Origin of the sequence: Streptomyces sp. NPDC056161 (assembly GCF_042268025.1) — a bacterium.
Taxonomy (GTDB): Bacteria; Actinomycetota; Actinomycetes; order Streptomycetales; family Streptomycetaceae; genus Streptomyces.
Genome location: NZ_JBHJUV010000016.1, coordinates 70826 through 96219 on the forward strand (window position 1 = coordinate 70826; position 25394 = coordinate 96219).

Here is a 25394-nt window from a genome sequence, read left to right on the forward strand (position 1 = left end):
ACGCCTCCTCGCAGAGTCCCCCTGCCGGGATTCAGTCACCTATCCCGTTGTGCGAACCGGCATTTTATGACCTCTGCCAGAGGTCAGTACGGTCGGATTCATGGAGTGGAACCTTCAGACCGCGGAAGAACTCGCGGCCGCCATGCGTGCCGGTGAAGTGACCTCGGTGGAACTGACCGACGAGGCAATCGCTCGAATCGAGCGGGACGACAAGGTGATCAACGCGATCTGCGTGCGGGACTTCGACCGTGCGCGGACCGCCGCGTGCGGTGCCGACCAGGCGCGCGCCCGCGGCGAGGACCGGCCACTGCTCGGTGTTCCGGTGACGGTCAAGGAGTCCTACAACATCGCCGGGCTGCCCACGACCTGGGGCATGCCGATGTACCGGGACTTTGTGCCGGCCGAGGACGCGGTACAGGTGTCGCGGCTCCGGGCCGCCGGCGCGGTGGTGCTCGGTAAGACCAATGTGCCCTTGGGGCTGCAGGATCTACAGAGCTTCAACGAGATCTATGGCACCACCAACAACCCGTGGGATCTCGCTCGCACGTCGGGCGGATCGTCCGGTGGATCGGCGGCGGCCCTCGCGGCTGGATTCGGCGCGTTGTCCATCGGCTCCGACATCGGCGGTTCGTTGCGCACCCCCGCGCATTTCTGCGGTGTCTACGCGCACAAGCCGACGCTCGGGCTGGTGGCGAACCGCGGTATGGTCCCGCCAACCACGCCGGCGTTGCCGGTCGACCTCGACCTCGCCGTCGTCGGCCCGATGGCGCGCACCGCCCGCGACCTCACGCTCCTGCTCGACGTCATGGCCGGGCCGGACCCGCTGACGCTCGGCGTGGCGCACGACCTGACGCTGCCGCTCGCACGCCACCAGCGGCTCGGCGACTTCCGGGTCCTGGTCCTCGACGAGCATCCGTGCATTCCGACCGGGTCTGCTGTGCGGGCCGGCGTGAACCGGGTGGCCGACGCACTTGTCGACGGCGGCGCCCACGTCGAACGGCACACCCCGCTGCTGCCCGACCTGGCCGAAGCCGCCACGCTCTACACGCAGTTGCTGTTCTCGGGCTCCGTTGCGCGTTTTCCCGTCGATGCGTACGAGCAGCTTCGGACCCGCGCCGCCGGACTGAGCGCGGACGACCGGAGCCTCGACGCGGCGCGGCTGCGCGGGATGGTGTTCAGCCACCGCGACTGGATCGAGGCGAACAACCATCGCGAGCTTCACCGTCACGGCTGGCGGCAGCTGTTCGCCGAGTTCGACGCCGTGGTGTGCCCGATCACACCCACTCCCGCATTCCCGCACGACCACGACCCCGATCTGTTGGAACGCCGGATCGACATCGACGGCGTCGAGTGCCCGTACTTCGACCAGCTCGTCTGGGCCGGTCTGGCCACCATGCCCGGCCTGCCCGCCACCGCCGTGCCAGCGGGCCAGTCCCCCGACGGCCTGCCGGTGGGAGTGCAACTCATCGGCCCGATGTTCGAGGACCGCACTCCGCTGCGGCTGGCCGAACTGCTCGAACAGCGGATCGGCGGCTTCCAGGCACCGAAGCAGGGCGTACTACCGGGTGTCCGTCGAGGATGAGGTGTGGATGGCCACCACCGCCTCCACGACGACGGCCGGTGCTTCGCTTCGCGAAGGCGCTGTGACCGTGCGCGGGGCCACCGGTGTCAGGGCCCGTCGTCCGCGTCCGCGAGAGTGAGGGGCTCGGCGGTGGTGGGCGGGGGCACGGAGCCGCGTTCGGCGATGGCGCTGACGACGGTGATGAGGAGGGTGATGGTGACACCACCGAGGATCGCCGCCGACGGGCTGGCCAGGTCCAGGGCCACCGCGGTCAGGGACGCGGTCAGGCTGTAGCCCAGACCCTGGACGGCGTACATGACGGAGTACGCGGCGGCGTGGGCGGGCTCGGGGAGGCGTTCCCGGAGGCTGAGGTTGCGGGTGACCATGACGCCGGACTGGAAGACACCCGCGAGGAGCAGGGCGACGGCGATGCCCGGCAGACCCGGCAGGAGCGTGATCAGGCTGACGCATGCGGCGGTCACGGCGAGGAACACCAGGCTCTGGGTCCGTACCGAGCCGGGCCAGGTCCGCAGGCCGTAGCAGAACGCGCCGACCGCGCTGGTCAGTGCGAAGCCGGCGAGCAGCGGCCCCGACCAGCTGACGGAGAGCTGCTGGTCCTCCAGGACCGCCGGGAGCACGAGTTCCGCGGTGGCCAGCATCGCCATGGCGGCCGCGCTGGTGAGATAGACGGGCCAGCCCGACAGCAGGGTGCGTGTCGTGGGCGCCGCCGTACGCTCGGCGGGTTCGCGGGGCTGTGGTTCCGGGAGCCTGAGCACCAGGATCGAGGCGGTGGCGGCGAGCAACGCGCCCAGCACCAACGGGGCTCCGGGGTGGACCTGGAGGGCCAGGAGGACCACCAGGCCGGGTGCCGCGGCCCAGACGATCTGGGTGAGGGTGGCCTCGGCGCTCAGCGCGCGGGGCACCATGTCGTCGGCCACCATGCGGGTCAGGACGGAGCGGATGCCGCCGGGGCAGGCGGCCGGGGCGGCGCCCGCCACGAAGGCGAGGACGATCAGTACGGGCGCCGGGGCCGAGTGGGCGACGGGCAGGGCGCCGAAGGCGAGCGCACCCACCAGTAGCCCGGCGGACAGTTGGCCCCGCAGCCGACCGCGGCTCAGACGGGTGCCGAGGAGGGGGGCACCCACCACCTCCCCCAGGACGTACACGGAGGCCAGGGTCGCGCCCAGCGTGTAGCCTCCCGGACTCTCCCGGCTGAGGAACACCAGGGCGAGCGGTGTCATGGCGACCGGGGCCTTGCTGGCCGGCGAGACCACGGCCCACACCAGGAATTCACGGGTCAGCAGCCCCCGGTAACCACTCTTGGTGGACGACACCATCAGCTCTCCGTGCTCAGGGGCGCGAGCAGTTCCGCGACGGCCCGCTCCAGTTCCCGGGCGTGCGCGGCGTCGCGTGCCACCACGCAGTACTCGCCGAAGCCGCCCGCGGCGCTGTTGTCGTCCACGGTGATCAGTACGCCGGTGCGGGATTCGGGGTCGTAGGCCAGGCCGTGGCCGGCGAGGGCCTGGACGGTGGCGGCGAATGGCGGGAAGGTGCAGCGGCGCAGCTCGACCAGGACCCGCTGTTCGAAGTAGTCGTCGCCGACGACGCGTTCACCGATCCGGTGGATGTGGGTGGAGCCGCCGGTGCGGCAGTTGAACTCGTTGATGAGGATGTTCCGGTCGGGGGTGACGATCGCGTCGATGCTGACGATGCCGCGGTAGCCCATCGCGTGGATCGGTCCGCACAGTCGCCGCACCGCCTCCAGGAAGCCGGGGAAGGCGGGCAGTTCCGCCGACGGTGCGGGCACGATGAGTCCGTTGAGCACGGGCTTCATCCGCATTTCCCCGTGACCGGTGAACTCCACGCCGTGTTCCTCGATCCGCACCTCTGCGTAGATCGGCGCGGATTCCGGTACGTACTGCTCGATCACCACCTGGTTGCGCCCGCCGTCGGTGAGCCAGGACCAGCGCTCCGTCAGATAGCTGCCGAGGTCGGCGCGGCTTCCGGCGACCACGGCGCGCTGGGCTCCCAGCGGATCGATGCCGGCGTACGGGCTGACGATCTCGTTGCCGAACCCCGCGACGTGGAAGTCCTGCTTGAGGATGGCGGGTTGGCCCTGGGACAGCAGCCGCTCCCAGAGGAACGCCTCCGCCTCCTGCTGGGCGGAGAACACTCCGCCGGGCGGGACGGGTGCGCCGGTCCCGCCGGCCAGGGCGCGGAAGGTGCTCTTGCTGTTCAGCAGCCGGCCGCCGCCCTGGTCGAGGAAGCCGAAGCCGGGGGTCACCTTGTCCAGGCCGAGTGTGCGGGTGAGTTCGGCCAGTGAGCTGTCGAAGTGGAAGGGCAGGACGTCGTCGACGCCATGCGCCTGTACGGCCGCCCGCAGGGACTCGATGAATCCCTCGTCGGTGAGCCGGTCCTGGGACAGCACGCCTTCCCCCAGGCGGCCGGTCGGCGGTACCAGTACCCGAACCGAGTCACGGGGAATTCCCAGAACGGCGGTGACATAACGCAGGTATTCCTCGTGCACGGGCACGGGAAGGACGAGTACATCGCCTTCCCGTAGGCACCAGGCCATTCGCCGCGCCTGATTTCCCACATAAAGCCGGTATTCCGGGTCCAGTAGTTCGAGGTCACCCACCATTTCCTCGGTCCGCTGATTACTGATGATCAGTGTTGCCATTCCGACGCTCGCTTTCCGCATGGTGTGACCCCGGCCCGCAGACTTGCCAACCGCACCGCACGGACGACCGAACCTGGACCGTCCTTCTTGGCGCGGCAGTTGGCAATTGTGTTTCCGTTCCTACGGAAAGGCCACTGCCTGTCCGAGTAGAAACGGAGGCACGGGGGACTACTCGGTCGAGTGGTGCGGCCGGTCCGCGGGTTCGGATAGCGTCGTGCCGACTGCCTAGGAAAGGGATTCGGCCATGACAGCTGTCGGGGTCAACAGCCCTGCGACGGAAGCCGAGGTGTTCGCCGCTCATGAAGGCGGAAAACTGAGCGTCGGGGTCACCACCGCATTCCATGATTCCCGAGCACTGTCCATCGCCTATACCCCGGGCGTGGCCGTGGTCAGCAAGGCCATAGCGAAGGAGCCGGCCCTGGCCCAGCGCTACACCTGGGCCGGTCGGCTGGTCGTCGTCGTCACCGACGGCACCGCGGTGCTCGGCCTCGGGGACGTGGGGCCGACCGCGTCCCTGCCCGTCATGGAGGGCAAGGCCGCGCTGCTCAAGCAGTTCGGCGGACTGGACGCGATACCGCTGGCACTGGACACCACGGACGTGGACGAGATCGTCGAGACCCTGGTGCGGTTGAGGCCGTCGTTCGGCGCGGTGAGTCTGGAGGATGTCGCCGCGCCACGGTGCTTCGAGCTGGAGGACCGGCTGGTTCGGGCGCTGGACTGTCCGGTCATGCACGACGACCAGCACGGCACAGCCATCGCGGTGCTGGCGGCGCTGCGCGGCGCGTGCGCGGTGGTCGGCCGTCCCATGACACGGCAGCGTGCCGTCGTCCACGGCGCCGGAGCGGCCGGTGTCGCCTGCGCCCGCATTCTGCTCGCGGCGGGCCTCACCGACGTCATCGTGCTCGACTCACGTGGCATTCTCGTCCCGGGCCGCGCCGGAATGAACCCGGCGAAGGCCGCACTGGCCGCGATCACCAATCCGCGCGGGCTGCACGGCGGACTCGCCCAGGCGCTGCCGGGCGCCGACGTCTTCGTCGGGGTGTCCAGCGCTACGGTGCCGGAGGAACTGATCGCCTCCATGGCGCCCGAAGCGATCGTCTTCGCGCTCTCCAATCCGGTACCGGAGATCCATCCGGAGACCGCCGCACGGTACGCCGCGGTGGTGGGCACCGGAGGCAGCGACTTCCCCAACCAGGTCATCAACACCCTGGCCTCGCCGGGTATCTACCGTGGCGCACTCGACGCGGGCGCCACGCGGATCACCGAGGGGATGAAGCTCGCCGCCGCCGAGGCGATCGCCGAGGTGGCCGCCGCCGACCTGGCCCCGGACCGGGTCGTGCCGCACTCGCTGGATCCGAGGGTGATGCCCGCGGTCGCCGCCGCCGTGGCCCGAGCGGCACTCGGGGACGTCGGCCCCCGGAGGACGGCCTGAGCCATGCCGGCGGACTCCTGACGGAGGTGCCGGCCACATGTGTGAGCTGACGGCGAGGCAGTGCCCCCAGGGCCGACCACCGTAGCGCTTCAAGACAATCTGTCAGGGATGTGACGGGCATCACCGTGCCGAGCCGCCGTATGAGGAATGTTGATTCCTGGTTCAACGGCCTGGCCGAACCCGGGGCCGACGGCTCATGGGTCATGGACGTCACAACGGGGGAAACATGCCCGAGGTCAGACTGCACGGACGCGAGGACGAACAACGGCACCTCGCGGGCTTCCTCGGCCGGGCCGGGCACGGCACGCCCGGCACCCTGATCGTCAGTGGCCAGACCGGCATCGGCAAGACCAGGCTGTTGCGCGAAGCGGCACAGCACGCCCGGCAGCGCGGCCTGACGGTCCATCACCACTCCGCGGCGAATCTCAGAGCCCTGGTATCGGCGGGCCCGGCGCGGGGGTCGCGTACACCCGACGACCGCTCGCTGCTGGTCCTGGACGATGTGGAGGCGGTGACCGCCGCGGAGATCCACCACCTCGTCCACACGGCCCGGCAGGTCTCCGCCCCGGCATCGGCACTGCTGCTCGCCCGCGCTGCCAAGGTCCCGGGCACACCGTTCGAACAGCCGGTCAGGGCGGCCCCCGGCACTCCGGTGGACCGGCTGGAGCTGGCGCCGCTGACGAGCGCGGCGGTGCGCGACCTCGTCCGTGATCTGATCGGCGCACCGCCGAAGGCCGGGCTGCTGGACGTGGTGCACTGCGCCAACGGCAACCCCCGGCTGATCGTGGAGCTGGTCGAGGGCCTGGCCGAGGAGGGACGCATCGGGCCCGCCGGAGATCTGATCCGTCTCACGCCACGACAACTCCCGTTGCGCGTAAGGCGTTTGATCGACGACCATCTGCGGCAGCTGTCCAAGGAGTCGGTCCAGTTGCTGCGTGTGGGCACGATCCTGGGCCGCACCTTCCCGCTGTCACAGGCCGCGGCCATGCTGAGCACCAGCACCGCCGTGCTGTTGACAGCCCTCGACGAAACCATGGCGACCGGGCTGCTGACCCTCGCCGACGACGAGGTGAGCTTTCAGCATCCGCTGATCTGGCGCGCCGTGTACGAGTCGATTCCCCAGGGTGTACGCGCCGCCCTGCACCACGAGGCGCGGCAGCACGCGCGCCGGGCCGCGACTCCCGCCCATGATCCTGTCGCACCGGGACGCCCGACGAGGACGCAAGAGCCGTACCCCGGGACGCCGCGTGGAGCGAGCACGACCGGAGCGCTCCGCACGCTGCTGCGCACCGGCCATGTCGAGTCGGCCGTCCTCCTCATCCGCGGCGCCCTCGACCGGCCGCGCCCGGCCCGCGAGGAACTGATGCTCCGGCGCCTGCTGACCGACATCCTCCTGGCCGGCGGACACGCGGACGCCGTGTTCTCGGGTTCCGTGTTCGCGGCCGGCGGGAAGACCGAGCCCCTCCTGCCGGCCGACTCGGTCCCGCTCACGGACGCCTGGGCCGACACCGTGATCGACCAGTTGGCGCGGACCGGCCCCGAGTCCGCGCGGACAGCCGCGGTGGCCCTGTCCGGCCTGGAATGGGCCGAAGGCCGGCCGGCACAGGCCATCCACTGGGGCCGCAGGGCCGTCGACCACCCCGAGACCCCCGACGCGCCGGCCGACCGCGCACACCCGCGGCTGGCCCTGGCGGCCAAACTCGTCGCGCTGGGCGACCTCCAGGAGGCGATAGACCTCCTCCGGCAGGCCCTGCCGGACCAGCCGACCGAGGACGACGCCGTCCTGCGGTCCGCCGTGGCCCTCGTCCACGCCACGGCACACCTGCGGGCGGGAGACACCGACGCCGCCCGGCAGCGGGCGCGGAGCGTGCTCTCGGCCGCGACGGGCGCCGCACTGCCCGTCCTCGCGGCCTGGGCAGCCGCCATCCTGTGCCGTACGGACATACTCGCGGGCGACCTCGACGCGGCGGCCGGGCACCTGGCCCGCTGCCGGGAACACGCGGGCACGCTTCGGACGGTTCCGTATCCGGCCCCCTGCCACCACTGGCTCGACCTGGTGCTGCACGTCGCCCGGAACGACATCCCCGAGGCCGCCGCCCTGCTCGCCTCCTCTCCCGTTCCGCTGCCGTCGCTGCCACCGCTGCTGCTGGCCGAGCCGGGCGCGGCGGCCTGGTTCGTACGCCTCTCCCGCCGTATCACCGACACCACGCTCGCCGACACGGCCCTCAGGACCGTGGAGCGACTGGCCGCCGACAACCCGGACGTCCCCGCTGTCCGACTGGCCGCCCAGCACGCCCGCAGCCTCTACGAATGCGACCCGGACGGAATCGCACGGGCCGCGACGGAACACCAGGACGCATGGGCGCGGGCCTGCGCGGCCGAGGACCTGAGGTCACTGCTGGACCAGCGGCAGGTGACCTCGCAGACCGCACCCAGGACACCCGCACCCAGGACACCCGCATCCCGGCACCGCACCTGGCCGACCCGGGACCACGTGGGCTGGATGGCTCTCGTCGACGCCGTACCCCAGCACGGGCAGCCCACCCCCGAGCCGGCCACGGACCCGCTCAGGGACATCGAACGCACCATCGCCGCCCTCGTCGCAGCGGGTCTGACCAACCGTCAGGTCGCCCAGCGCGTCCACCTGTCCCCGCACACCGTGAACTACTACCTCCGGCGCATCTACCGAAAGCTCGGCATCCGCTCCCGCATCGAACTCGCCCGCCGCATCCCGGACCAGGAACCCGGGTTCTGGTCCGGGCCGGTGGCGGAGTAGGCCACGGACCGCGGTCGTCGGGCAGCCGGATCACGCCGCGGCGGCCGCGCGCCGGCTCAGTCCGCGTTGGGGCGGGCGAGACCGTGGTCGTAGGCGAAGATCACGGCCTGGACGCGGTCACGGGCGCCGATCTTGGCCAGGACGCGGCCGACGTGGGTCTTGACGGTGGACTCGGACACGACGAATCGGGCGGCGATCTCACCGTTGCTCCAGCCCTTTCCGATGGCGACGAGGATCTCGCGCTCGCGGTCGGTGAGGGAGCCGAGTCTCGGGTCCTCGGCACGGTCCGAGCGGTGGGCGGGGACGTAGCGGGTGAACTCTTCCAGGATGCGGCGGGTGGGAGCCGGAGCGATGACGGCGTCCCCGGCGGCGACGGCCCGGATGCCCGCGAGGAGTTCCTCGGCACGTACGTCCTTGAGGAGGAAGCCGCTGGCGCCGGCGCGCAGAGCGGCGTGGACGTACTCGTCGAGGTCGAAGGTGGTGAGCACGAGGACACGCGAACGCTCGCCCGAGGCGACGATGCGGCGGGTGGCCTCGATGCCGTCCATGCCGGGCATGCGGACGTCCATCAGGACGACGTCCGGGCGTAGTTCGGCGGCCTTGCGGACGGCCTCGGCGCCGTGCGCGGCCTCGCCCACGACCTCGGTCTCCGGCACGGAGTCCAGCAGCATGCGGAAGCCGTAGCGCTGCAACGGCTGGTCGTCCGCGATGAGCACGGTGGTCATCCGGCACCGCCCTGGGACGCGAGGTCGAGAACGGCCTCGACGCTCCATCCTCCGCCGCGCGCCGGACCCGCGCTGACCGTGCCGCCGTACAGAGCCGCTCGTTCCCTCATGCCCACCAGTCCGTGTCCTTCCTCGTTCGCCACTCCCGCCGGTGTCGCCCGGCCCGTGTCCTGGACCCGGATGGTCAGCCGGCCGTCCTCGACGAGGATCGCCAGGTGGACCCGGGTGTCGGCGTCCGTGCCTGCGTGCTTCAGCGTGTTGGTGAGGGCTTCCTGGACGATGCGGTACACGGTCAGCTGCACCCCGCCGTCCAGGGAGTCCACGTCACCGGAGGTGCGGTAGACGACGTCCAAGCCGGCGGCCTGCACTTTCGCGCACAGCGCGTCGAGGTCCGCGATGCCGGGCTGTGGGCTGAGCTCGGGCCCGCCCGCGGGACCGTCCGCCGTCTCCCGCAGCACGCCGAGCACGCGCCGCAGCTCGCCCAGGGCCTGCCGACCCGTGTCGCCGATGAGCCGCAGGGCCTCCTTGCCCCGTTCGGGGGCGATGTCGGTGGCGTAGGCGCCGGCGTCGGCGAGCGTGATGATCACGGAGAGGTTGTGGCCGACGATGTCGTGCATCTCGCGGGCGACCCGGGTGCGTTCGGTGACTGCGGCCAGCCGGCTGCGCTGGTCGCGCTCGATCTCCAACTGGGCGGTCCTCTCCCGCAGCCCGGCGAGCTGGGCCCGGCGGATCCGTACCATCAGGCCGAGCGCGAGGGCCGCCGTGGCCGTGCTCAGCAGGAAGAACAGCGCGTCCCAGACCGACACGACCGCGGAGACGCGCACCGCCACCAGTGCCATGGCGCCCGCCATGACCCCGCACGCCCACGGCAGCTTCCGCAACCGTCCGTGCAGGGTCAGGCTGTACAGGGTGACGAAGAGCGCGACGTCCGCACGCAGCGCCGCGCCCAGGGCCCACTGGACGACGAACACCGCGGCCACGACGCCGAAGGCCGCCTCGGGCCTGCGCCGCCGCCACAGCAGGGGCAGCACGAGGCCGGCCTGTACCGCCAGCATTCCCGCCACGGACAGCTGGGTGAAGGCGAACCGGAAACGGAGCGGGCCGTCGCCGTCGCCGCCACCGTGGTGGAACAGGTCGGGCAGGCAGAACATCAGGAAGACCAGGACCACGACGGCGGCGTCCAGCACCCATGGATGCCGCCGGTCGGCCTGCCGCAACCGCTGGCCGCCCCGGGAGAGCCGGGCGACCAGCGGTCCCGTCCCGCTGATGTCGTCTATGGTCACGAACGCCACACTGCCATGGTGCGGGTATCAGACGTCGCTGCGCACGAGCCGGTACGCCGCGCCGGCCAGCGCCAGCGCCGTCCAGCAGAGGAAGACCAGCAGTCCGGCGCCCGGCGACAGGGTCGTGGAGTCGTGGGTCAGGGCGAATATCGACTGGCCCGCATTGGACGGCAAGTAGGGGCTGATGTTGTCCTGCCAGGAGCTGGGCAGCAGGGAGATCAGGCCCGGGATCAGCATCAGGGCCGCCACCAGGACCGAGATCCCGCCGGCCACCGACCGCAGCAGCGCGCCCAGGGCGACGCCGATCACCCCGACCAGGCCGAGGTAGAGCCCGGCGCCCAGCAGGCCGCGCAGGACGCCCGGGTGGGAGAGGCCCATGGCCGCGGGCGTGCCCGAGACGATTCCGCTGCCGAACAGGAAGGCGACGAACGCGCCCAGCGTTCCCACCGCCAGCGCGACCAGCCCGAACACCGCCGCCTTGGACCACAGCACGGGCAGCCTGCGGGGCACCGCGGCGAGTGTCGAGCGGATCATGCCGGTCGAGTATTCCCCCGCCATGACCAGCACGCCGAGCACGCCCAGAGCCAGTTGGGCGAAGTTCGTGCCGAAGAGGGACAGGCTGACGGCCGTGGACGTGGCGAAGTCACGGTCCAGGTGTCCGGAGTCGATCCCCGACTTGTAGCGGCTCGCGGCAATCAGCCCGAAGGCCACCAGGAAGAGCAGCCCGAGGCCCAGGGTGATCCAGGTCGAGCGCAGGGACCACAGCTTGGCCCACTCCGAGGACAGCACCCGCCGCCAGGTCACCCGGTAGCCGGGGCGGGCGGGGGAGGTCCGGGGTTCCTCGGCGGTTGCGGTGAGGGTGCTCATGCCGGCCTCCCGAGGGTCTCGATCCCGGTCGTGGAGCCGTGGTACTCCACGGCATCCCTGGTCAGGTCCATGAACGCCTCCTCCAGCGACACGGTCCGCGACGTCAGCTCGAACAGGGCGATGCCGTGCTCGGCCGCCTTCAGCCCGATCTCGCGTGCGGTGAGCCCGGTCACTTGCAGTTCCTCCGAGCCGATCCGGCCGGTGACGTCGACACCCGGCCCGGCCAGTACGTCCCGCAGCCGCGCCGGATCCTGTGTGACCACCGTCACCGTGTCACCGCCCGCCTCGCGGGTCAGGTCACCCACGGTGGTGTCGGCCAGCAGCCGCCCGCGGCCCACGATGATCAGGTGGTCTGCGACCAGGGCCATCTCGCTCATCAGGTGCGAGGACACGAACACGGTCCGGCCCTCGCCGGCGAGCGCCTTGAGCAGGTTGCGGATCCAGAGCACGCCCTCCGGGTCCAGACCATTGACCGGCTCGTCCAGCATCACCGTCTGCGGATCACCCAGCAGCGCCGCCGCGATGCCCAGCCGCTGTCCCATTCCGAGGGAGAAGGCGCCGGCCCGCTTCCTCGCCACGCTCCCCAGCCCGGCCAGCTCGATGACCTCCTCGACTCGGCGGCGCGGAATGCCGTGGGTCAGCGCGAGGGCCCTGAGGTGGTTGTACGCCGAGCGGCCCGGGTGGATCGACTTCGCCTCCAGGAGAGCGCCGACCTCCTGGAGGGGTGCCCGGTGGCTGGCGTAGTGGCGGCCGTTCACGGTGACGGCGCCGCTCGTCGGGGCGTCAAGCCCGACGATCATGCGCATGGTCGTGGACTTCCCCGCGCCGTTGGGCCCCAGAAAACCGGTCACGGTGCCCGGCTTGACAACGAAGTCCAGGCCGTCGACGGCCGTCTTCTCGCCGTACCTCTTGGTCAACTGCCGTGCGTCGATCATGCGTGTGTCTTTCTGTCGACCTTCGGCGCCATTCGTGTCCGACGCCCCACAGCAACGCTAGGTACCGGATCACCCCGATCCCGTGGTACCGGGAGCTTGATCTCCGCCGGGCGCGTGGTACCCCGGTACTACGCGCCCGCCTGCGGCTCCTTCCGTGTCCGTCCGCTCCACAGCCGCAGCGGGCATCCGGCAGCCGCAGGGCATCCGGGCGGCATCCGGGCGGCGCGGAGGACGCGACGGTCGCGGGGCCCGTCTTCACCCACGCCACCCTGCCCCGTGTACGGCTCGCGGACGTCTGTCGGCGTGCCGCCCGCCCCACCCGTCAGTCCGGGCCCCGCCTCCGGCTGCCCGCGAAACAGTCGGCAACTTCCGGGAACTCACCACGTCCTCGCCCCGACTACTTGCACCAGAGCCTTCATTCCGTCAGTACATCCCGCACGCAAGGAGCCCGCATGCCGATGAATCGGCCGACCGCTGCCGCCGCCCTGGCCGCAGCCCTCTGTCTGCTCACGGCTGCCTGCGGCGGCTCCTCGTCGGACGGCGGGGCCGGCACGACATCCACCGGCGACGCAGCCGCCGGGCGCGACTACCCGGTGACCCTCGACAACTGCGGCCAGAAGCAGACCTTCGAGAAGGCCCCCAGCCGGGTCGTCGTCATGAACGGCGCGTCCGTCGCCGAGGTCTCCACGCTGCTCGCCCTCGGCCTGGGCGACAAGATCGTCGCCAACCAGCAGAGCTACGGCATGTCCGAGGTCCCGGGCCGCGCCGAGGCCATCAAGAAGCTGCCCACCGGTGACGTCAAACTCAACGAGGCTTACGACATCCCGCGCGAGGCGATGTTCGGCCTGCGCCCCGATCTCGTCCTGTCCGTCACCACGTACGGCTTCGACCAGAAGAACGGCTTCGCCACCCGCGACCAGCTCAAGGAGGTCGGCGCCAACACCTACGTCTCTCCGCAGGGCTGCGACGACGACCCTGCCAGGATGACCATCGCCGACAGCTACCGGCTGCTGCGCGACATGGGAAAGATCTTCGACGTCAGTGACAGGGCCGAGAAGCTGATCGCCGCCTCCGAGAAGAACATCGCGGCGGTCTCCAAGAAGGTCGAGGGGGAGAAGAAGCCGAAGGTCATGGTGCTCTTCTCCAACATGTCCATGGGCAGCGGCGACTTCAGCTCGGTCTTCGCCCACGGCATCGTCAACGACATCCTCGCCCGGGCCGGCGGCTCCAACGCTTTCGAGAACACGGCCAGGACCACCTTCGCCGACCTGAGCAAGGAGAAGGTGGCCGCCACCGACGTCGACGCCCTCGTCGTCATCTCCTACAACGACCCGAACCCGGCGGCCTACGCCAGGAAACTACTCAAGGAGTTCCCCCAGTGGCCGGCCGCCAAGAACAACGCGTACGTGACGGTGTCCGACTCGATGTACCTCGGCCCCAGCAACGACCTGGCCGTGGAGAAGGTCGCGAAGATGCTGCACCCCGACGCGTTCTGAGCCGGATCAGGTTCCCGCTGGCGTTCACGCTCCTGAGCGTTGCGCTGGTCGTCACCATGATCGTGGCGATCGGCATCGGCTCCGTCGACATCCCGGTCGGTGACGTGTGGGAAGTGGTCCTCCACCATGTCACCGGAGCGGGGACGGCGCCCGCCGACCCCGCGCTCGACCAGATCGTCTGGAACTTCCGCACCCCGCGGGTGGTCCTGGCGGCCCTGGTCGGCGCGGGCCTGGGCGTGACCGGCGCCGTCCTGCAGACCGTGGTGTCCAACCCACTGGCCGACCCCACCGTGCTGGGCTTCTCCTACGGCGCCACACTCGGCGCGGTCCTCGTCATCACGCTGGGCGGCGGCGCCGCGCTCGCCGGCCTCGGAGTGTCCGCCGCGGCCTTCCTCGGGGCGGTCGCCGCGGGCGCGCTGGTCTTCGCACTCGGTCAGCGACGGGGGCGGCTGGCCCCGGTACGGCTGGTGCTGGCAGGCGTCGCCATCGGCTACGTCTTCCTCTCGGCGACCAGCTACGTCCAGCTCCAGGCGACGCCGAACGAGTTGCGTACCGTCATGTTCTGGATGCTGGGCAGCGTCGCAGGCGCCGACTGGGGCCAGATTCCCGCGGTCACCGTGGTCGTCCTGCTCACCACCACGCTGCTCACCCTGTTCGGCCGACGCCTCAACGTCCTGCTGGCCGGTGACGAGTCCGCCACCGCGCTCGGCGTCGACGTCAACCGGCTGCGCGCCGTCCTGCTGGTCCTCAGCGCGTTGCTGACCGGCACCGTCATCGCGGTCGCGGGCAGCATCGGCTTCGTCGGCCTGATGATCCCGCACCTGGTGCGGCTGACCATCGGCGCCGACCACCGCCGGCTGCTGCCTCTGACGGCACTGCTGGGCGCCGTCTACCTGGTCCTCGTCGACCTGCTCTCCCGCACCCTCGACCGCCCCAACGAACTGCCCCTGGGCATCCTCACCGCCCTCCTCGGCGCTCCCTTCTTCCTGTGGCTGCTGCGCCGCAACAAGGGCCTGGACTGAAACATGAGACTCGTAGTCGACCGGCTCCACGTCGTTCTCGACCGCAGCCCGATCCTGCGCGACGTGAGCCTTGAGGCCCGCAAGGGCGACATCGTCGGCCTCGTCGGCCCCAACGGCAGCGGCAAGTCCACCCTGCTGCGCACCGTCTACCGCTCCCTGCGTCCGGCGGACGGGGCGATCCGGGTCGGTGACGACAACGTGTGGGACCTGTCCCCCCGGTCGGCGGCCCGCCGGACCGCGGCCGTCGTGCAGGACGCCGGCGGCAACACCACCGGCCTGACCGTCAGCGAGATCGTGGCCCTCGGCCGCACCCCGCACCACGGTCTGCTCGGCCGTGACGGCGCCGAGGACCACGTGGCCGTGTCCGACGCCATCGACCGCTGCGGCGTACGACCCTTCGCGAACCGCAATTACGCCTCACTCTCCGGCGGCGAACGCCAACGCGTCCTGCTCGCCCGAGCGCTGGCCCAGAATCCCAGCCTCCTCGTGCTGGACGAACTCACCAACCACCTGGACATCCGGGCCCGGTTCGAGCTCCTGGACCTGATCCGCGCCACCGGCGTCACCACGCTCGCCGTCCTCCACGACCTCGACCTCGCGGCCCGCCTCTGCGACCACCTGGTCGTCCTGCGCGAGGGAGCCGTGGCTGCGGCGGGACCGGTCCTTGAGGTGCTCACCCCGGACCTCCTCGCCGAGGTCTTCGGTGTCCGCGCGAGCACCGGACGGCACGCCGACGGTGTCATCCGCATCACCTACGCGTCCCGGCCGCTCGCGAACGGGGACGTCGTTGGCCCGCCACCGGGCCGGTGAGGCTCAGGACGGTCCCCCGCTACGGGCCGAGGGCGTGTGCCAGTGCCTCGTCGAGCGGTTCCCGCAGGGCGGAGGACGTCGGTGCGACGGCGGTGGCGAGCAGTGCCGGGCCGCGCAGGTGGCCTCCACCTGAATGTTCTTGACCCTCTCCGGGACGCCATCCGTCAGCCGGTCGGAAACGGCTGTACCGACGTGTCCCCGACACGACGAAGGGCCGTACCTCCGCGAAGCGCTGCGGGGGAACGGCCCTTCGTTCATGGGACTTCGTTCAGCCGAGTGGCAGTTCCAGGACGGCTTCTTCCTCGATCAGGGAGGTGATGGTGGTGGTGCTGTCCTTCTTGCCGGTGAACGCGTACAGCTTGTCGTGGCTGTTGACGACCAGGGCGAGGCGGTGGCCGTCGGGCAGGTCGTAGGCGGTGGGCTGGAGCGTCCAGCTGACGGTGCGGTCCGTGCCGGGGCGCAGGCCGGTGGCGGTGAAGGGTTCGTGGGTGATGATCCGGGTGCTGTTGTCCGGGGCGATGTCGAAGAGGTAGGCGACCAGGGTCGCGGCGTCGGCCTCGTCGGATCGGACCGCGAGCCGGACCGTGGCGGCGCCGCGGATCCGGCGGCCGCCTGTCAGTGCCTCGGTGGACCAGAGCAGCAGCCGGGTCCGCTCGAAATCGGCCGGCTTGTAGTTCTTGGGGTTGCCGAACCACTCCTTCTGCCCGGTGGTCATGATCTCGTCCATGGCGGTGGCGGCGGTCTCGTGTCCGGCGGCGAAGGCGCGACTCCAGCCCGTGGAGGGCTTGTCGGACAGGGTGCCGTCACCGTTGCCGCCGTTGCCGCTCAGGTACCAGGCTTCGCTGTCGGTGGTGGCCTCGGACCAGGAGGGGAGCGGTTCGCGCCGGGCAGGGACGGTGATCCGCCGGCCGATGACGGCCGGGACGGTCTTGTAGGTGAACATGACCTGGCTGTTGACCACCGGCCAGTCCGGGACCTCGTTGGCCCTCCCGAGCAGGTAGTGGTCCAGCCAGGCGTATGCCTCCTGCATCGGTGTCAGCAGGCCGGGGAAGGGCGTGCCGGTCGCCAGGCCGGTGATGCCGGCGCCTTCCGGGGCGCCGTGGTCGCCGATCCACAGGTTCAGGTGCTTGGGGGCGGTGATCTGCTCGAAGGCGGCGATCGCCTCACCGACCGGGAACAGGCTCTCGTGCCAGGTGTTCGAGTAGAAGGTCGGGATGCCCCGCGCGTTGGTGCAGCCGACGTAGGTCTCGGGGGAGCGTTCGGTGCCCCAGGCCACCACGTCCTCCAGGTTCCGGCCGTCCCGGAAGTCCTGGAGGATCCGCCGCGTCTCCTCGTCGAACTTCTCCTCTTCCGTTCCGCCGGTGAAGTCGATCAGCGTCTGCACGGCCTCCAGGTGCCGGGTGCCGTTGTCGTAGAGGCTGGTGGCCAGGTTGCCCCAGGTGCTCAGAGCGGCCACCGCGGCGACCCGGTTGTCCTGGTCGTGCGCGGCGACCAACTGGCTGATCCCGGAACCGTAGGACAGGCCCATGAACCCGACCTTGCTCGGCGCGAACAGCTCCTGCGCGTGGTCGATCACGCGCGATCCGTCCGCCCAGTCGTCCGACCCGGCGACGTTGATGAACCCCTCGGAGGTGTACGGCAGGTCCGGCTTGCCGATTCCCCGCGGGGTGTACGCCAGCACGTGGTAGCCGCGTGCCGCCAGCGAGAGGTAGCCGACCATGAACGGCAGCCAGCCGTACGGGTTCCAGCCGGCGGGCACGATCACCACGGGGCGCCGCTCCGAGGCATTCTGCTTGATCGCGAACGCGGAGAGGCCGATCTCCTCCGTCACAGAAACGCGCGGGAAGGTGATCCCGGCCTGCCGCAGGACACGGGCCACCAGCTCCTGTAGCTCCTCGGGGAGCGTACCGGCCGGCGCGGTGCCCTGAACCGCCGCGAGCAGGGCCCTGGCGACGGCGAGAACCGACGGGTTGATGTCCAGGCCGCCGTCGCGCCAGATGCCGTTGGCGGCGATGTCGGCGAGTGTCGCGTCGGTGACCGACGCGATCGGCTCTCCATCTTCTGTGGTCATGCGAACCGCCCTTTCCTGGCAGGCCGGGACGTCCGAGGGGACGTCATCCAGGCGGATCATGGTCCCCAGCGGCAGCGTCAAAACGAATGGACAGCCAGCTGAACCCGAATGAATGAACGGGTCGGCGTTCGGCCGGATGACGCCGACGCCGACGCCGACGCCGACGCCGACGCCGTCCCGGCCTACGGCGGTCCGGCGGTCCGGGGTCCGGCTGACGACGGCCCGCGGTGTGGAGACCCGCCAGGACGTGGTGACGCTGTCCACCGCCGTGCGGGACCACCTCTACCGGCTCGCCCGGATCGTGCCGCCGGCGGACGGCACGATCGGCGACCACACCCCGCCCGGTACAACGTGTGCTCACCCGTCAGTGCACCGTCGGGTTGGCAAAGGTGCAGCTTGACCTTGTCGTAACGACAACGTTTCTACTGGTCCCATGCGAATCGCCGTGGAAGAACCGGCTGAACGTGTGGGTGAGCAGCGTCGACGGCGACCCGGACGCACGGTGCGTCACCTCTGACGAGGTCCGCAGTGTGAGCACGTACTACTGGACCGACGACCCGCGCTGGCTGCTCTACACCCAGGACACCGGCGGTGACGAGAACCGGCACGTCCACCGGGTCGATCTCGACGATCCGGACGCCCCCGTGGTTGACCTCACCCCCTTCCCCGGGGTGAAGGTCCTGGATGTGCATCTGCCCATCGAATGTCCGGGCAAGGCGATCGTGCAGCTCAACGCCAGGAAGCTCGAAGAGTTCGACCTGGCGGAGACCGACGTCGCGACCGGCGAACTCACCGTTCTCGCCGAGAACCCGGGCCATGTGTACGACTGGATGTGGGGTGCCGGCGGCGAGCTGTTCGCCCGCAACCTCACCGCGGAAGGCGACATCGATCTGTCGCGCTGGAACGCGGTGGCGGGCGAACTCGACCTGATCACCACCTTCAACGGCGCCGACTACCCGATGGGTATCCAGCCGTTCGAGATGGCCGCCGACGGAGGAGGTGTCTGGATCGGATCCATGCAGGGCACCGACCTCACTCGCCTGGTCCGGGTCGACCTGACCACCGGAGTCGAGACCGAGGTCGACAGCCATCCGACCCTGGACATCGACGGGGCCCGCCGCGCCGTCGCCGCTCTGTCGTCGCCGCTGATCCGCAACCGGCGTACCGGCGCACTGCTCGGCGTGCGCTACCTCGGAGAACGACAAGAGATCCGCCCGGTGGACCCGGAATTCGCCGCGGTGCTGCAGAACCTGCGGGCACTCTCCGACGGTGACGTCGACGAGTTGTCGTCCGACGACAGCGGGCAGCGGTGGGTCGCGAGCTTCGTCGACGACCGCAACCCCGAGGTCACCTACTTTCTACGACCACACCACCGGCGAGAGCAGGCTGCTGTTCCGCTCCCGTCCGCGCCTGGACCCGGACGCGATGGCCCCGATGAAGCCGGTGACGATCACCGCGCGGGACGGGCTGGCCCTGCCGTCGTACCTGACGCTGCCGGTGGGGATCGAGCCGTCCGCGCTGCCGATGGTGCTGCTGGTCCACGGTGGCCCGTGGTTCCGGAACAGCTGGGGATTCGACCCCGAGGCACAGCTGCTGGCCAACCGCGGCTATGCGGTGCTCCAGGTCAACTTCCGCGGCTCCACCGGCTACGGCAAGGCCCATATGCAGGCCGCGATCGGGGAGTTCGCCGGCGCGATGCAGGACGACCTGCTCGACGCCGTCGACTGGGCGGTCGCCCAGGGCTGTGCCGACCCCGACCGGATCGGGATCTTCGGCGGTTCCTACGGCGGTTATGCCGCGCTCGTCGGCGTCGCGTTCACCCCGGACCGCTTCGCCGCCGCCATCGACTACGTCGGCGTCTCGAACCTGGCGAACGTCATGCGCTCGATGCCCCCGTTCCTCCAGTCCGGGCTGGTCGCCAACTGGTACCGCTACGTCGGCGACCCCGCCGATCCCGAGCAGGAGGCCGACATGCTGGCCCGCTCACCGATCAGCCGGGTGGACCACATCAAGGCACCGTTGATGGTGGTGCAGGGCGCCAACGACCCCCGTGTCGTGAAGGCCGAGTCGGACAGCATAGTCGCCGCCCTGCGGGACCGTGGGATCGATGTCGAGTACATGGTCAAGGATGACGAAGGGCACGGATTCCTGAACCCGGACAACCAGATCGACATGTACCGAGCCGCCGATCGATTCCTGCACCGGCACCTGGGCGGGCGAAACCGCTGACGGCCGCTCCGGCGACCTCGCCTCCGGACGCCTCCTTGTCCGCATTGTTGAATATGATAGTCATTATCGAGTAGTCTCTGGCTGCTGCCGTTGGCGGCCCAGTACGCGGCGACAGGGGAGGGGACCTCGTGACCTCGGCAGGGCGGGCGTCCGGTATCGGGGAGATCGGCGTGGAGCGGGATCGGTGCGTGGGGGCGGGGCAGTGTGTGCTCGCCGCGTCGGCCCTCTTCGACCAGGACGAGGAGGGGCTTGTGCTCGTCCTCGACGAGAGGCCGTCGGTGTCCCAAGCGGACGCTGTGCACGAGGCCGTACGGGCGTGTCCGTCCGGCGCCCTGGTCCTGAGGCGGCCCGAGTCCTGAGGAAGCCCGAGTCCTGAGGCGGCCCAGGCAGGTGCCGCATCACGGTGGAGTCACTGCGGCCGTGGCTGTGCCCACCGTCGTCGATCACCGGCGGCCTGTCATGGCGTCGGCCGCACCTCACGCGCCGCGGAGCCGTCCGGGCGCCCAGTTCAGCAGAACGTCAAGGAGAAGCATGTCCAGACAGATCGATCGCCGTGCCTTCCTCCGCCGCGGCGTGGTCGGAGCCGCGGCTCTGGCGGTGGGCCCCGGCCTGCTGGCGGCGTGCTCCACTGACGGGCCCGGCTCCGGGAGGGGTTCGGGATCGGGTTCCTCGCCGCGTTCGGGCGGCACGCTCCGGGCCGCTTTCGTCGGAGGCGGCGCTTCCGAGACGCTCGACTTCTTCAACGGCCCGTCCGCCCTGGACCTGGTGCGCGCCCGTGCCTGGCACGGCACCCTGGGCAACCTGGACCCCAGCGGGCCCGACGGGGTGCGCTACGGCGTGCTCAAGGGCATCGACATCTCCGACGACCTGTCGACCTACACGCTGCATGTACGGCCCGGAGTCCGCTTCACCGACGGCTCCGAACTGACCTCCGCCGACATCCTGCACTCGCTCAGCGCCCTCGCGGCGCGGAGCAAACTGCCCGTGTACCGTCTCGCCGCCGCCAACTTCGACCTCGCGCACGCCAAGGCCGACGGTGACATGAAGGTCGTACTGCACACCCTGCGGCCCATCGCCGACGGCCGGATGATCCTCTGCCAGGGCAACTTCCTCGTCGTCAAGGACGGAACCAGGACCTTCCGGAAGGGCATGCCCAGTTGTGGTCCCTTCCGGCTGACGGAGTTCACGGCCGGCCAGGGATCGGCGTTCGAGCGCTACGACGACCACTACGGCCACGTGCCCCGTCTGGACGGTCTGGAGCTGCGGTCGATCGCGGACTCGACCGCCAGGGCGGGCGCGCTCACCAGCGGTCAGATCGACTTCGCCCACGACCTCTCACCCGTCACCGCGCGCACGCTGGACGACAACGGGAAGGTCGAACTCGTCCCCACGAGGAGCCCCGGTCTCGTCGGCCTCTCCTTCCAGATGAACATGACCGTCAAGCCCTTCGGCGACCCGCGGGTGAGGGAGGCGTTCAAGCTCGCGGTCGACCGCGAGGCCATGGTGAAGACGGTGTTCTACGGCAACGCCGTAGTCGGCAACGACTTGCCCTCCATGGGCTTTCCCGACTACGCGGAGAGCCTGCCGCAGCGCGCCCACGACCCGGAGCGGGCCCGTGCACTCCTCAAGGAGGCCGGGGCCGACGGGATGAAGGTGACGCTGACCACCGGCCCCGAGACGCCGGGCATGGTGGAGATGGCCACCCTCTTCGTCGAGGACCTGCGGAAGGTCGGCGTCCAGGCTTCGGTCCGCGAACTGCCCGCGGGACAGCTTTACGCCGACTTCCCCGCGTACGCGGCGCTGCCGCTGGCCGGTTCGTACCAGATGCCCATTCCCGCGCTGTCGACCTACCAGATGAGTACGGCGGGCGGATCGCCGTCGGCGTTCGGCTGGAAGGAGGCCGGGACCGACACCCTTGTCGCCAAGGCCCGCGCCGAGAGCGACAAGGCCGAGGCCAGAAAGCTGGGCACGCGGGCGCAGCGCACGCGCTGGGAGGACGGCAACCAGGTGCTGCCGGTCTTCAAGCCGAACCTGAACGCCCAGGCCAAGGGGGTCAGCGGAATACGCGACGACCTCTTCGAGCAGTTCCCCGGCTTCTCCCAGGCGTCGCTGGCGTGAGCCTGGTCGCGTTCATCGGCCGTCGCCTCGCGGGGGCGGCCGTCCTGCTGGTGCTGCTGTCGGCCGCGATCTTCGCGGCCACGGCGGTCCTCCCGGGAGACGCCGTCAGCGCGGTCGCCGGGATGGACGCGTCCGAGGCACAACGCGCCGAGATCCGAACCGAACTCGGGCTGGACCGGCCGCCCGCCGAGAGGTACGCGGACTGGGCGGCCCGCGCGGTCCGGGGGGACCTGGGCCACGGCTTCGTGGGGGAGCGGCCGGTCACCGAGGTCCTCGCCACCCGCCTGCCCAACAGCCTGCTGCTTGCCGGACTGACCCTCGCGGTCACCGCGCCGCTCGCCGCGCTGCTGGGCCTGTGGACCGGGCTGCGCGGGGGCAGGGCCGACCGGCTGGTCTCGACATCGGCCCAGATCCTCGCCGCCGTACCCGAGTTCGTCATCGCCGCGCTGCTCGTCGCCCTACTGGCGGTGTGGCTGGAGGTCCTCCCACGCGTCTCCGTCATCCCCCTGGGCGGTACGCCGCTCGACACCCCGCGTGCGCTGATACTGCCCGTCCTGACGCTCAGCGCGGTCGGTCTCGCGGTGGCCACCAGGCTGCTGCGGGTGTCCGTCGCGGACACGGCGGCCACCCCCTACTGCGAAGCCGCACGGCTCAACGGTGTACGCGGCGTACGGCTCGCGGTCCGCCACATCCTGCCCAACGCCGCCGGACCCGCTGTCCAGGCGCTCACCCTCACCACAGGGGCGCTGGTCGGCTCGGCGGTGGTGGTGGAGAACGTCTTCGACTACCCGGGCATCGGCCGGGAGCTGCAACTGGCCGTCGCGGCACGGGACGTACCGATGGTGCAGGGCATCGCCACCGCTCTCGTCGCGGTGATGCTCACGGTGCTGCTCCTGGGCGACATCTGCGCGCGTCTGCTGGGCGCACGGGAGGAGAACGACCGATGACGACTGCCCTGACCCCACCGCGGAGGCGGACCCGCACGGCCCGTCCCGGCGCGCCCGGTCGCCGCCGACCACCGCTCCTCACCGGGGCGGGCACACTGCTCGTCCTCCTGCTCGCCCTGCTGGGACCGCTGGCCGCGCCGCACAGCCCCACCGCGCAACTCGCGGCGCCCTTCCAGCAGCCGGACGGTCGGTTCCTGCTCGGCACCGACGTGCTGGGCCGGGACGTGGCGAGCCGGGTGCTCAGCGGCGGCCGCACCATTGTGCTCACCGCGCTGGCGGGGACGGCGGCGGCCGGAGCCGTCGGGATGACCGTCGGTGTCCTGGCGGCCATGGTGTCCCGCAGGCTGGGCGACCTGCTGATCCGCTGCGTGGATGCCCTGGCCGTCCTCCCCGCCCTCCTGGTCGTGCTCGTCCTGGCCGCCGGATTCCCCGGCAGCGACGCGGCCCTCCTGGCAGCCGTCGCCCTGGCCACCGCGCCCTTCTCCACCCGGGTGCTGCGTGCCGCGGCGGACCCGGTGCTGCACAGCGGATACGTCGAGGCCGCCCTGGCCCGGGGCGACACCCGGCGGGCCGTACTGCGCCACGACGTGCTGCCCAACATCGCCGGACCGGCCCTGACGGACACCGCGCTGCGGTTGGTCGCCTCCCTGCACCTCACCGCAACCGCGGGCTTCCTCGGTCTAGGGCCGGGAGGGGCGGCGCCGGACTGGGGCCGCATGGTGAGCGAGAACGTTCCTGGGGCGACACTGGCCGCCACGCCGTTCCTCGCCCCGGCGCTGCTGCTGGTGCTGCTGTCCGTCTGTGCCGGCCTGCTGGCCGGACGGCTGGCGGACGCGGTGGGGCGGGGTGCCGCATGACCGGCCGGGTGACCGCCCGTCCGGCGGGCGGCGGTCCGCTCGCCGAGATCAGCGGGCTGACGCTCGGCCCGGCGACCGGAGGGCCGCCCGTCCTGCACGACGCCTGCCTCTCGGTGCCGCGCGGGCAGGTGCTGGGGGTCGTGGGCAGGTCGGGATCGGGCAAGAGCAGCCTGGCGTACAGCCTCCTCGGACATGTCCGCCCTGGCCTGGAGGTCCGTGCCGGAACCGTCCGGGTGGCCGGCCTCGATCCGTTCGACGGCGCGGACGCCCGTCGCCTGCGCGGCCGGGTGGTGTCCTTCCTGGGGCAGGACCCCGCCTCGTCGCTCAACCCCGCGCTCCGGATCGGCACGCAGATCGCCGAGGCGGTGCGCCTGCGCTCGCCCGTGCAAGGGGGAGACGACGTCCGTGCTCGGGTCGGGGAACTCCTGATGTCCGTGCGACTGCCGGACGACAGGGCGTTCCGGAGACGGCTGCCCCGGCAGCTGTCGGGCGGACAGGCCCAACGCGTCGCCCTCGCCCTCGCGTTGGCGGGCCGCCCCGGCCTGCTGGTCCTCGACGAGCCCACCAGTGGCCTGGACCCGGTCCTCGCGGACGGGATGCGTGGTCTGCTGGCCGAGGTCCTGTCCGCGGGGGACCGCGCCGCGTTGCTGGTCAGCCACGCCCCGGCGTGGCTCGCGTCCGTGGCGGACGACGTGATCCGCCTGGACGGAGGCCGGATCGTCGCGGGCGGGGTGCCGGGGGCGCCGTCGCCCGCCTTGCCGTCCGGGAGATCCCCGACCGGTGGCCGCCGCTCCGAGGCCCCACCCGTCACCGCCGCCGACCCCGCCGTCGAAGGCCGGCTGTTCGTGCGGAGCCTGTGCGCCGCCCATGGGCGGGCTGCCGCGTTGCACGACGTCTCCCTCACCGTATCGGCGGGCTCCTGCACCGCCGTCGTGGGTCCGTCGGGGTCGGGGAAGACCACCCTCGCCCGATGTCTCGCGGGGCTTCACCCGCCCGTACGGGGCAGTGTCGAGTGGCGGGACGACAGTGCGCGGCGGGGGCGCGGGGCGCCCGTGCAACTCGTCGCGCAAGACGCCCGCGGCGCTCTCAACCCACGGGAATCCGTGGGTGACGCCCTCATGCGCCCCCTCCGGGGGGTGCGCGGCCGGTCAGCCCAGGAGGCGTCTTGCGAAACCCTGCGACTGGTCGGACTGGTCGGACTGGGCGCGGATGTACTGACGCGCCGGCCCGGGGAGTTGTCGGGCGGCCAGCGCCAACGCGTCGCACTGGCAAGGGCACTGGCCGCAGAGCCGCGCGTCCTGGTCTGTGACGAGATCACCTCGGCGCTGGACCCGGAGACGGCGAGCGCGGTCCTGGACGTGCTGGACTCGCTGCGACGGACGGCGGGCCTGACGGTCGTGATGGTGACGCACGACCTGGCGGCCGCGGCCGCTCACGCGGAGCAGGTCGTCGTCCTGGACGCGGGACGGGTGGTCGAAGCCGGGCCGGCCGACCGCGTGCTGGTGACCCCGCAGCACCCCGTCACCCGGGAACTGCTCGCCCGTGAGGACGGTCCCGCCCCCGCCGTGCCGGAATAGCGGCGGGT

Annotated in this window: 20 protein-coding genes; 12 read left to right on the forward strand and 8 right to left on the reverse strand. The window is 71.1% G+C overall.

The features are described from left to right. Nucleotides 1-100: 100 nt before the first annotated feature. Nucleotides 101-1582, forward strand: coding sequence for an amidase (locus ACFC09_RS17085; protein WP_376528586.1), 1482 nt, complete (start codon nucleotides 101-103; stop codon nucleotides 1580-1582). An 86-nt stretch (nucleotides 1583-1668) separates the two neighbouring features. On the opposite strand, the gene ACFC09_RS17090 is transcribed toward ACFC09_RS17085, so the two are convergent. Continuing rightward, a complete protein-coding gene (locus tag ACFC09_RS17090) occupies nucleotides 1669-2898 on the reverse strand; it encodes an MFS transporter (RefSeq protein ID WP_376528589.1) in 1230 nt (409 codons plus the stop codon). Next, the gene (locus ACFC09_RS17095; protein ID WP_376528591.1) at nucleotides 2898-4262 is read right to left on the reverse strand and encodes a peptide ligase PGM1-related protein; all 1365 of its coding nucleotides are present in this window, start codon (nucleotides 4260-4262) and stop codon (nucleotides 2898-2900) included. The genes ACFC09_RS17090 and ACFC09_RS17095 overlap by 1 nt, the downstream gene beginning before the upstream one ends. 223 nt (nucleotides 4263-4485) lie before the next feature. On the opposite strand from ACFC09_RS17095, the gene ACFC09_RS17100 reads away from it, so the two are divergent. Together ACFC09_RS17100 and ACFC09_RS17105 are read left to right on the forward strand one after the other, a co-directional pair. Further along, nucleotides 4486-5673: an NADP-dependent malic enzyme gene (locus ACFC09_RS17100; RefSeq protein WP_376528593.1), complete on the forward strand. Its 1188-nt coding sequence runs from the start codon at nucleotides 4486-4488 to the stop codon at nucleotides 5671-5673. Between the two features lie 226 nt (nucleotides 5674-5899). Next, nucleotides 5900-8449, forward strand: coding sequence for a LuxR C-terminal-related transcriptional regulator (locus tag ACFC09_RS17105; protein ID WP_376528595.1), 2550 nt, complete (start codon nucleotides 5900-5902; stop codon nucleotides 8447-8449). A gap of 56 nt (nucleotides 8450-8505) precedes the next feature. Here ACFC09_RS17105 and ACFC09_RS17110 read toward each other — a convergent pair whose 3' ends face one another. The 4 genes from ACFC09_RS17110 to ACFC09_RS17125 are packed head-to-tail and all read right to left on the reverse strand — an operon-like array spanning nucleotide 8506 to nucleotide 12259. Beyond that, nucleotides 8506-9174, reverse strand: coding sequence for a response regulator (locus ACFC09_RS17110; RefSeq protein ID WP_376528597.1), 669 nt, complete (start codon nucleotides 9172-9174; stop codon nucleotides 8506-8508). Further along, nucleotides 9171-10466 carry a sensor histidine kinase gene (locus ACFC09_RS17115; RefSeq protein WP_376528599.1) on the reverse strand — a complete coding sequence of 432 codons (1296 nt, stop codon included), beginning with the start codon at nucleotides 10464-10466 and terminating at the stop codon, nucleotides 9171-9173. The genes ACFC09_RS17110 and ACFC09_RS17115 overlap by 4 nt, the downstream gene beginning before the upstream one ends. A gap of 18 nt (nucleotides 10467-10484) precedes the next feature. Then, on the reverse strand, nucleotides 10485-11324 hold the full coding sequence (locus ACFC09_RS17120) for an ABC transporter permease (protein ID WP_376528601.1): 840 nt from the start codon (nucleotides 11322-11324) through the stop codon (nucleotides 10485-10487). Continuing rightward, on the reverse strand, nucleotides 11321-12259 hold the full coding sequence (locus ACFC09_RS17125) for an ATP-binding cassette domain-containing protein (protein WP_376528603.1): 939 nt from the start codon (nucleotides 12257-12259) through the stop codon (nucleotides 11321-11323). Before ACFC09_RS17125 ends, ACFC09_RS17120 begins: the two co-directional genes overlap by 4 nt. 452 nt (nucleotides 12260-12711) lie before the next feature. Here ACFC09_RS17125 and ACFC09_RS17130 point away from each other — a divergent pair, with 452 nt between their 5' ends. Genes ACFC09_RS17130 through ACFC09_RS17140 form a run of 3 tightly spaced genes read left to right on the forward strand, consistent with a single transcriptional unit; the run spans nucleotide 12712 to nucleotide 15587 of the window. Beyond that, nucleotides 12712-13755, forward strand: a complete 1044-nt coding sequence (locus ACFC09_RS17130) for an ABC transporter substrate-binding protein (protein WP_376528605.1) — start codon at nucleotides 12712-12714, stop codon at nucleotides 13753-13755. 56 nt (nucleotides 13756-13811) lie between these two features. Further along, complete coding sequence (locus ACFC09_RS17135) at nucleotides 13812-14777, forward strand: FecCD family ABC transporter permease (protein WP_376528607.1); 966 nt, start codon at nucleotides 13812-13814, stop codon at nucleotides 14775-14777. Nucleotides 14778-14780: 3 nt separating this feature from the next. Further along, complete coding sequence (locus ACFC09_RS17140; RefSeq protein ID WP_376528610.1) at nucleotides 14781-15587, forward strand: ABC transporter ATP-binding protein; 807 nt, start codon at nucleotides 14781-14783, stop codon at nucleotides 15585-15587. 268 nt (nucleotides 15588-15855) lie between these two features. Here the strand turns inward: ACFC09_RS17140 and ACFC09_RS17145 are convergent, their stop codons facing one another. Both ACFC09_RS17145 and ACFC09_RS17150 read right to left on the reverse strand, forming a co-directional pair. Beyond that, on the reverse strand, nucleotides 15856-17658 hold the full coding sequence (locus ACFC09_RS17145) for a CocE/NonD family hydrolase C-terminal non-catalytic domain-containing protein (RefSeq protein WP_376528612.1): 1803 nt from the start codon (nucleotides 17656-17658) through the stop codon (nucleotides 15856-15858). A 422-nt stretch (nucleotides 17659-18080) separates the two neighbouring features. After that, nucleotides 18081-18749 carry a hypothetical protein gene (locus tag ACFC09_RS17150; RefSeq protein ID WP_376528614.1) on the reverse strand — a complete coding sequence of 223 codons (669 nt, stop codon included), beginning with the start codon at nucleotides 18747-18749 and terminating at the stop codon, nucleotides 18081-18083. 178 nt (nucleotides 18750-18927) lie between these two features. Here ACFC09_RS17150 and ACFC09_RS17155 point away from each other — a divergent pair, with 178 nt between their 5' ends. The 6 genes from ACFC09_RS17155 (at nucleotide 18928) to ACFC09_RS17180 (ending at nucleotide 25386) form a co-directional block, all read left to right on the forward strand. Next, complete coding sequence (locus tag ACFC09_RS17155) at nucleotides 18928-19887, forward strand: alpha/beta hydrolase family protein (protein ID WP_376528616.1); 960 nt, start codon at nucleotides 18928-18930, stop codon at nucleotides 19885-19887. 128 nt (nucleotides 19888-20015) lie between these two features. Further along, nucleotides 20016-20246 carry a ferredoxin gene (locus tag ACFC09_RS17160; RefSeq protein WP_376528618.1) on the forward strand — a complete coding sequence of 77 codons (231 nt, stop codon included), beginning with the start codon at nucleotides 20016-20018 and terminating at the stop codon, nucleotides 20244-20246. Between the two features lie 172 nt (nucleotides 20247-20418). Beyond that, a complete protein-coding gene (locus ACFC09_RS17165) occupies nucleotides 20419-22005 on the forward strand; it encodes an ABC transporter substrate-binding protein (RefSeq protein WP_376528620.1) in 1587 nt (528 codons plus the stop codon). After that, nucleotides 22002-22952 carry an ABC transporter permease gene (locus ACFC09_RS17170; RefSeq protein WP_376528622.1) on the forward strand — a complete coding sequence of 317 codons (951 nt, stop codon included), beginning with the start codon at nucleotides 22002-22004 and terminating at the stop codon, nucleotides 22950-22952. Before ACFC09_RS17165 ends, ACFC09_RS17170 begins: the two co-directional genes overlap by 4 nt. Beyond that, nucleotides 22949-23809: an ABC transporter permease subunit gene (locus tag ACFC09_RS17175; RefSeq protein ID WP_376528624.1), complete on the forward strand. Its 861-nt coding sequence runs from the start codon at nucleotides 22949-22951 to the stop codon at nucleotides 23807-23809. Before ACFC09_RS17170 ends, ACFC09_RS17175 begins: the two co-directional genes overlap by 4 nt. Continuing rightward, nucleotides 23806-25386, forward strand: coding sequence for an ABC transporter ATP-binding protein (locus ACFC09_RS17180; RefSeq protein ID WP_376528626.1), 1581 nt, complete (start codon nucleotides 23806-23808; stop codon nucleotides 25384-25386). Before ACFC09_RS17175 ends, ACFC09_RS17180 begins: the two co-directional genes overlap by 4 nt. Nucleotides 25387-25394 lie beyond the last annotated feature (8 nt).

Bases quoted from the DNA above. Each gene is read 5' to 3' on its own strand.
- ACFC09_RS17090 (WP_376528589.1), bottom strand. From the start codon at position 2,898: ATGGTGTCGTCCACCAAGAGTGGTTACCGGGGGCTGCTGACCCGTGAA.
- ACFC09_RS17145 (WP_376528612.1), bottom strand. From the start codon at position 17,658: ATGACCACAGAAGATGGAGAGCCGATCGCGTCGGTCACCGACGCGACA.
- ACFC09_RS17125 (WP_376528603.1), bottom strand. From the start codon at position 12,259: ATGATCGACGCACGGCAGTTGACCAAGAGGTACGGCGAGAAGACGGCC.
- ACFC09_RS17120 (WP_376528601.1), bottom strand. From the start codon at position 11,324: ATGAGCACCCTCACCGCAACCGCCGAGGAACCCCGGACCTCCCCCGCC.
- ACFC09_RS17095 (WP_376528591.1), bottom strand. From the start codon at position 4,262: ATGCGGAAAGCGAGCGTCGGAATGGCAACACTGATCATCAGTAATCAG.
- ACFC09_RS17110 (WP_376528597.1), bottom strand. From the start codon at position 9,174: ATGACCACCGTGCTCATCGCGGACGACCAGCCGTTGCAGCGCTACGGC.
- ACFC09_RS17135 (WP_376528607.1), top strand. From the start codon at position 13,812: ATGATCGTGGCGATCGGCATCGGCTCCGTCGACATCCCGGTCGGTGAC.
- ACFC09_RS17130 (WP_376528605.1), top strand. From the start codon at position 12,712: ATGCCGATGAATCGGCCGACCGCTGCCGCCGCCCTGGCCGCAGCCCTC.
- ACFC09_RS17105 (WP_376528595.1), top strand. From the start codon at position 5,900: ATGCCCGAGGTCAGACTGCACGGACGCGAGGACGAACAACGGCACCTC.
- ACFC09_RS17180 (WP_376528626.1), top strand. From the start codon at position 23,806: ATGACCGGCCGGGTGACCGCCCGTCCGGCGGGCGGCGGTCCGCTCGCC.
- ACFC09_RS17150 (WP_376528614.1), bottom strand. From the start codon at position 18,749: ATGGCTGTCGACCTCGGTCTCGACTCCGGTGGTCAGGTCGACCCGGAC.
- ACFC09_RS17175 (WP_376528624.1), top strand. From the start codon at position 22,949: ATGACGACTGCCCTGACCCCACCGCGGAGGCGGACCCGCACGGCCCGT.
- ACFC09_RS17100 (WP_376528593.1), top strand. From the start codon at position 4,486: ATGACAGCTGTCGGGGTCAACAGCCCTGCGACGGAAGCCGAGGTGTTC.
- ACFC09_RS17165 (WP_376528620.1), top strand. From the start codon at position 20,419: ATGTCCAGACAGATCGATCGCCGTGCCTTCCTCCGCCGCGGCGTGGTC.
- ACFC09_RS17085 (WP_376528586.1), top strand. From the start codon at position 101: ATGGAGTGGAACCTTCAGACCGCGGAAGAACTCGCGGCCGCCATGCGT.
- ACFC09_RS17140 (WP_376528610.1), top strand. From the start codon at position 14,781: ATGAGACTCGTAGTCGACCGGCTCCACGTCGTTCTCGACCGCAGCCCG.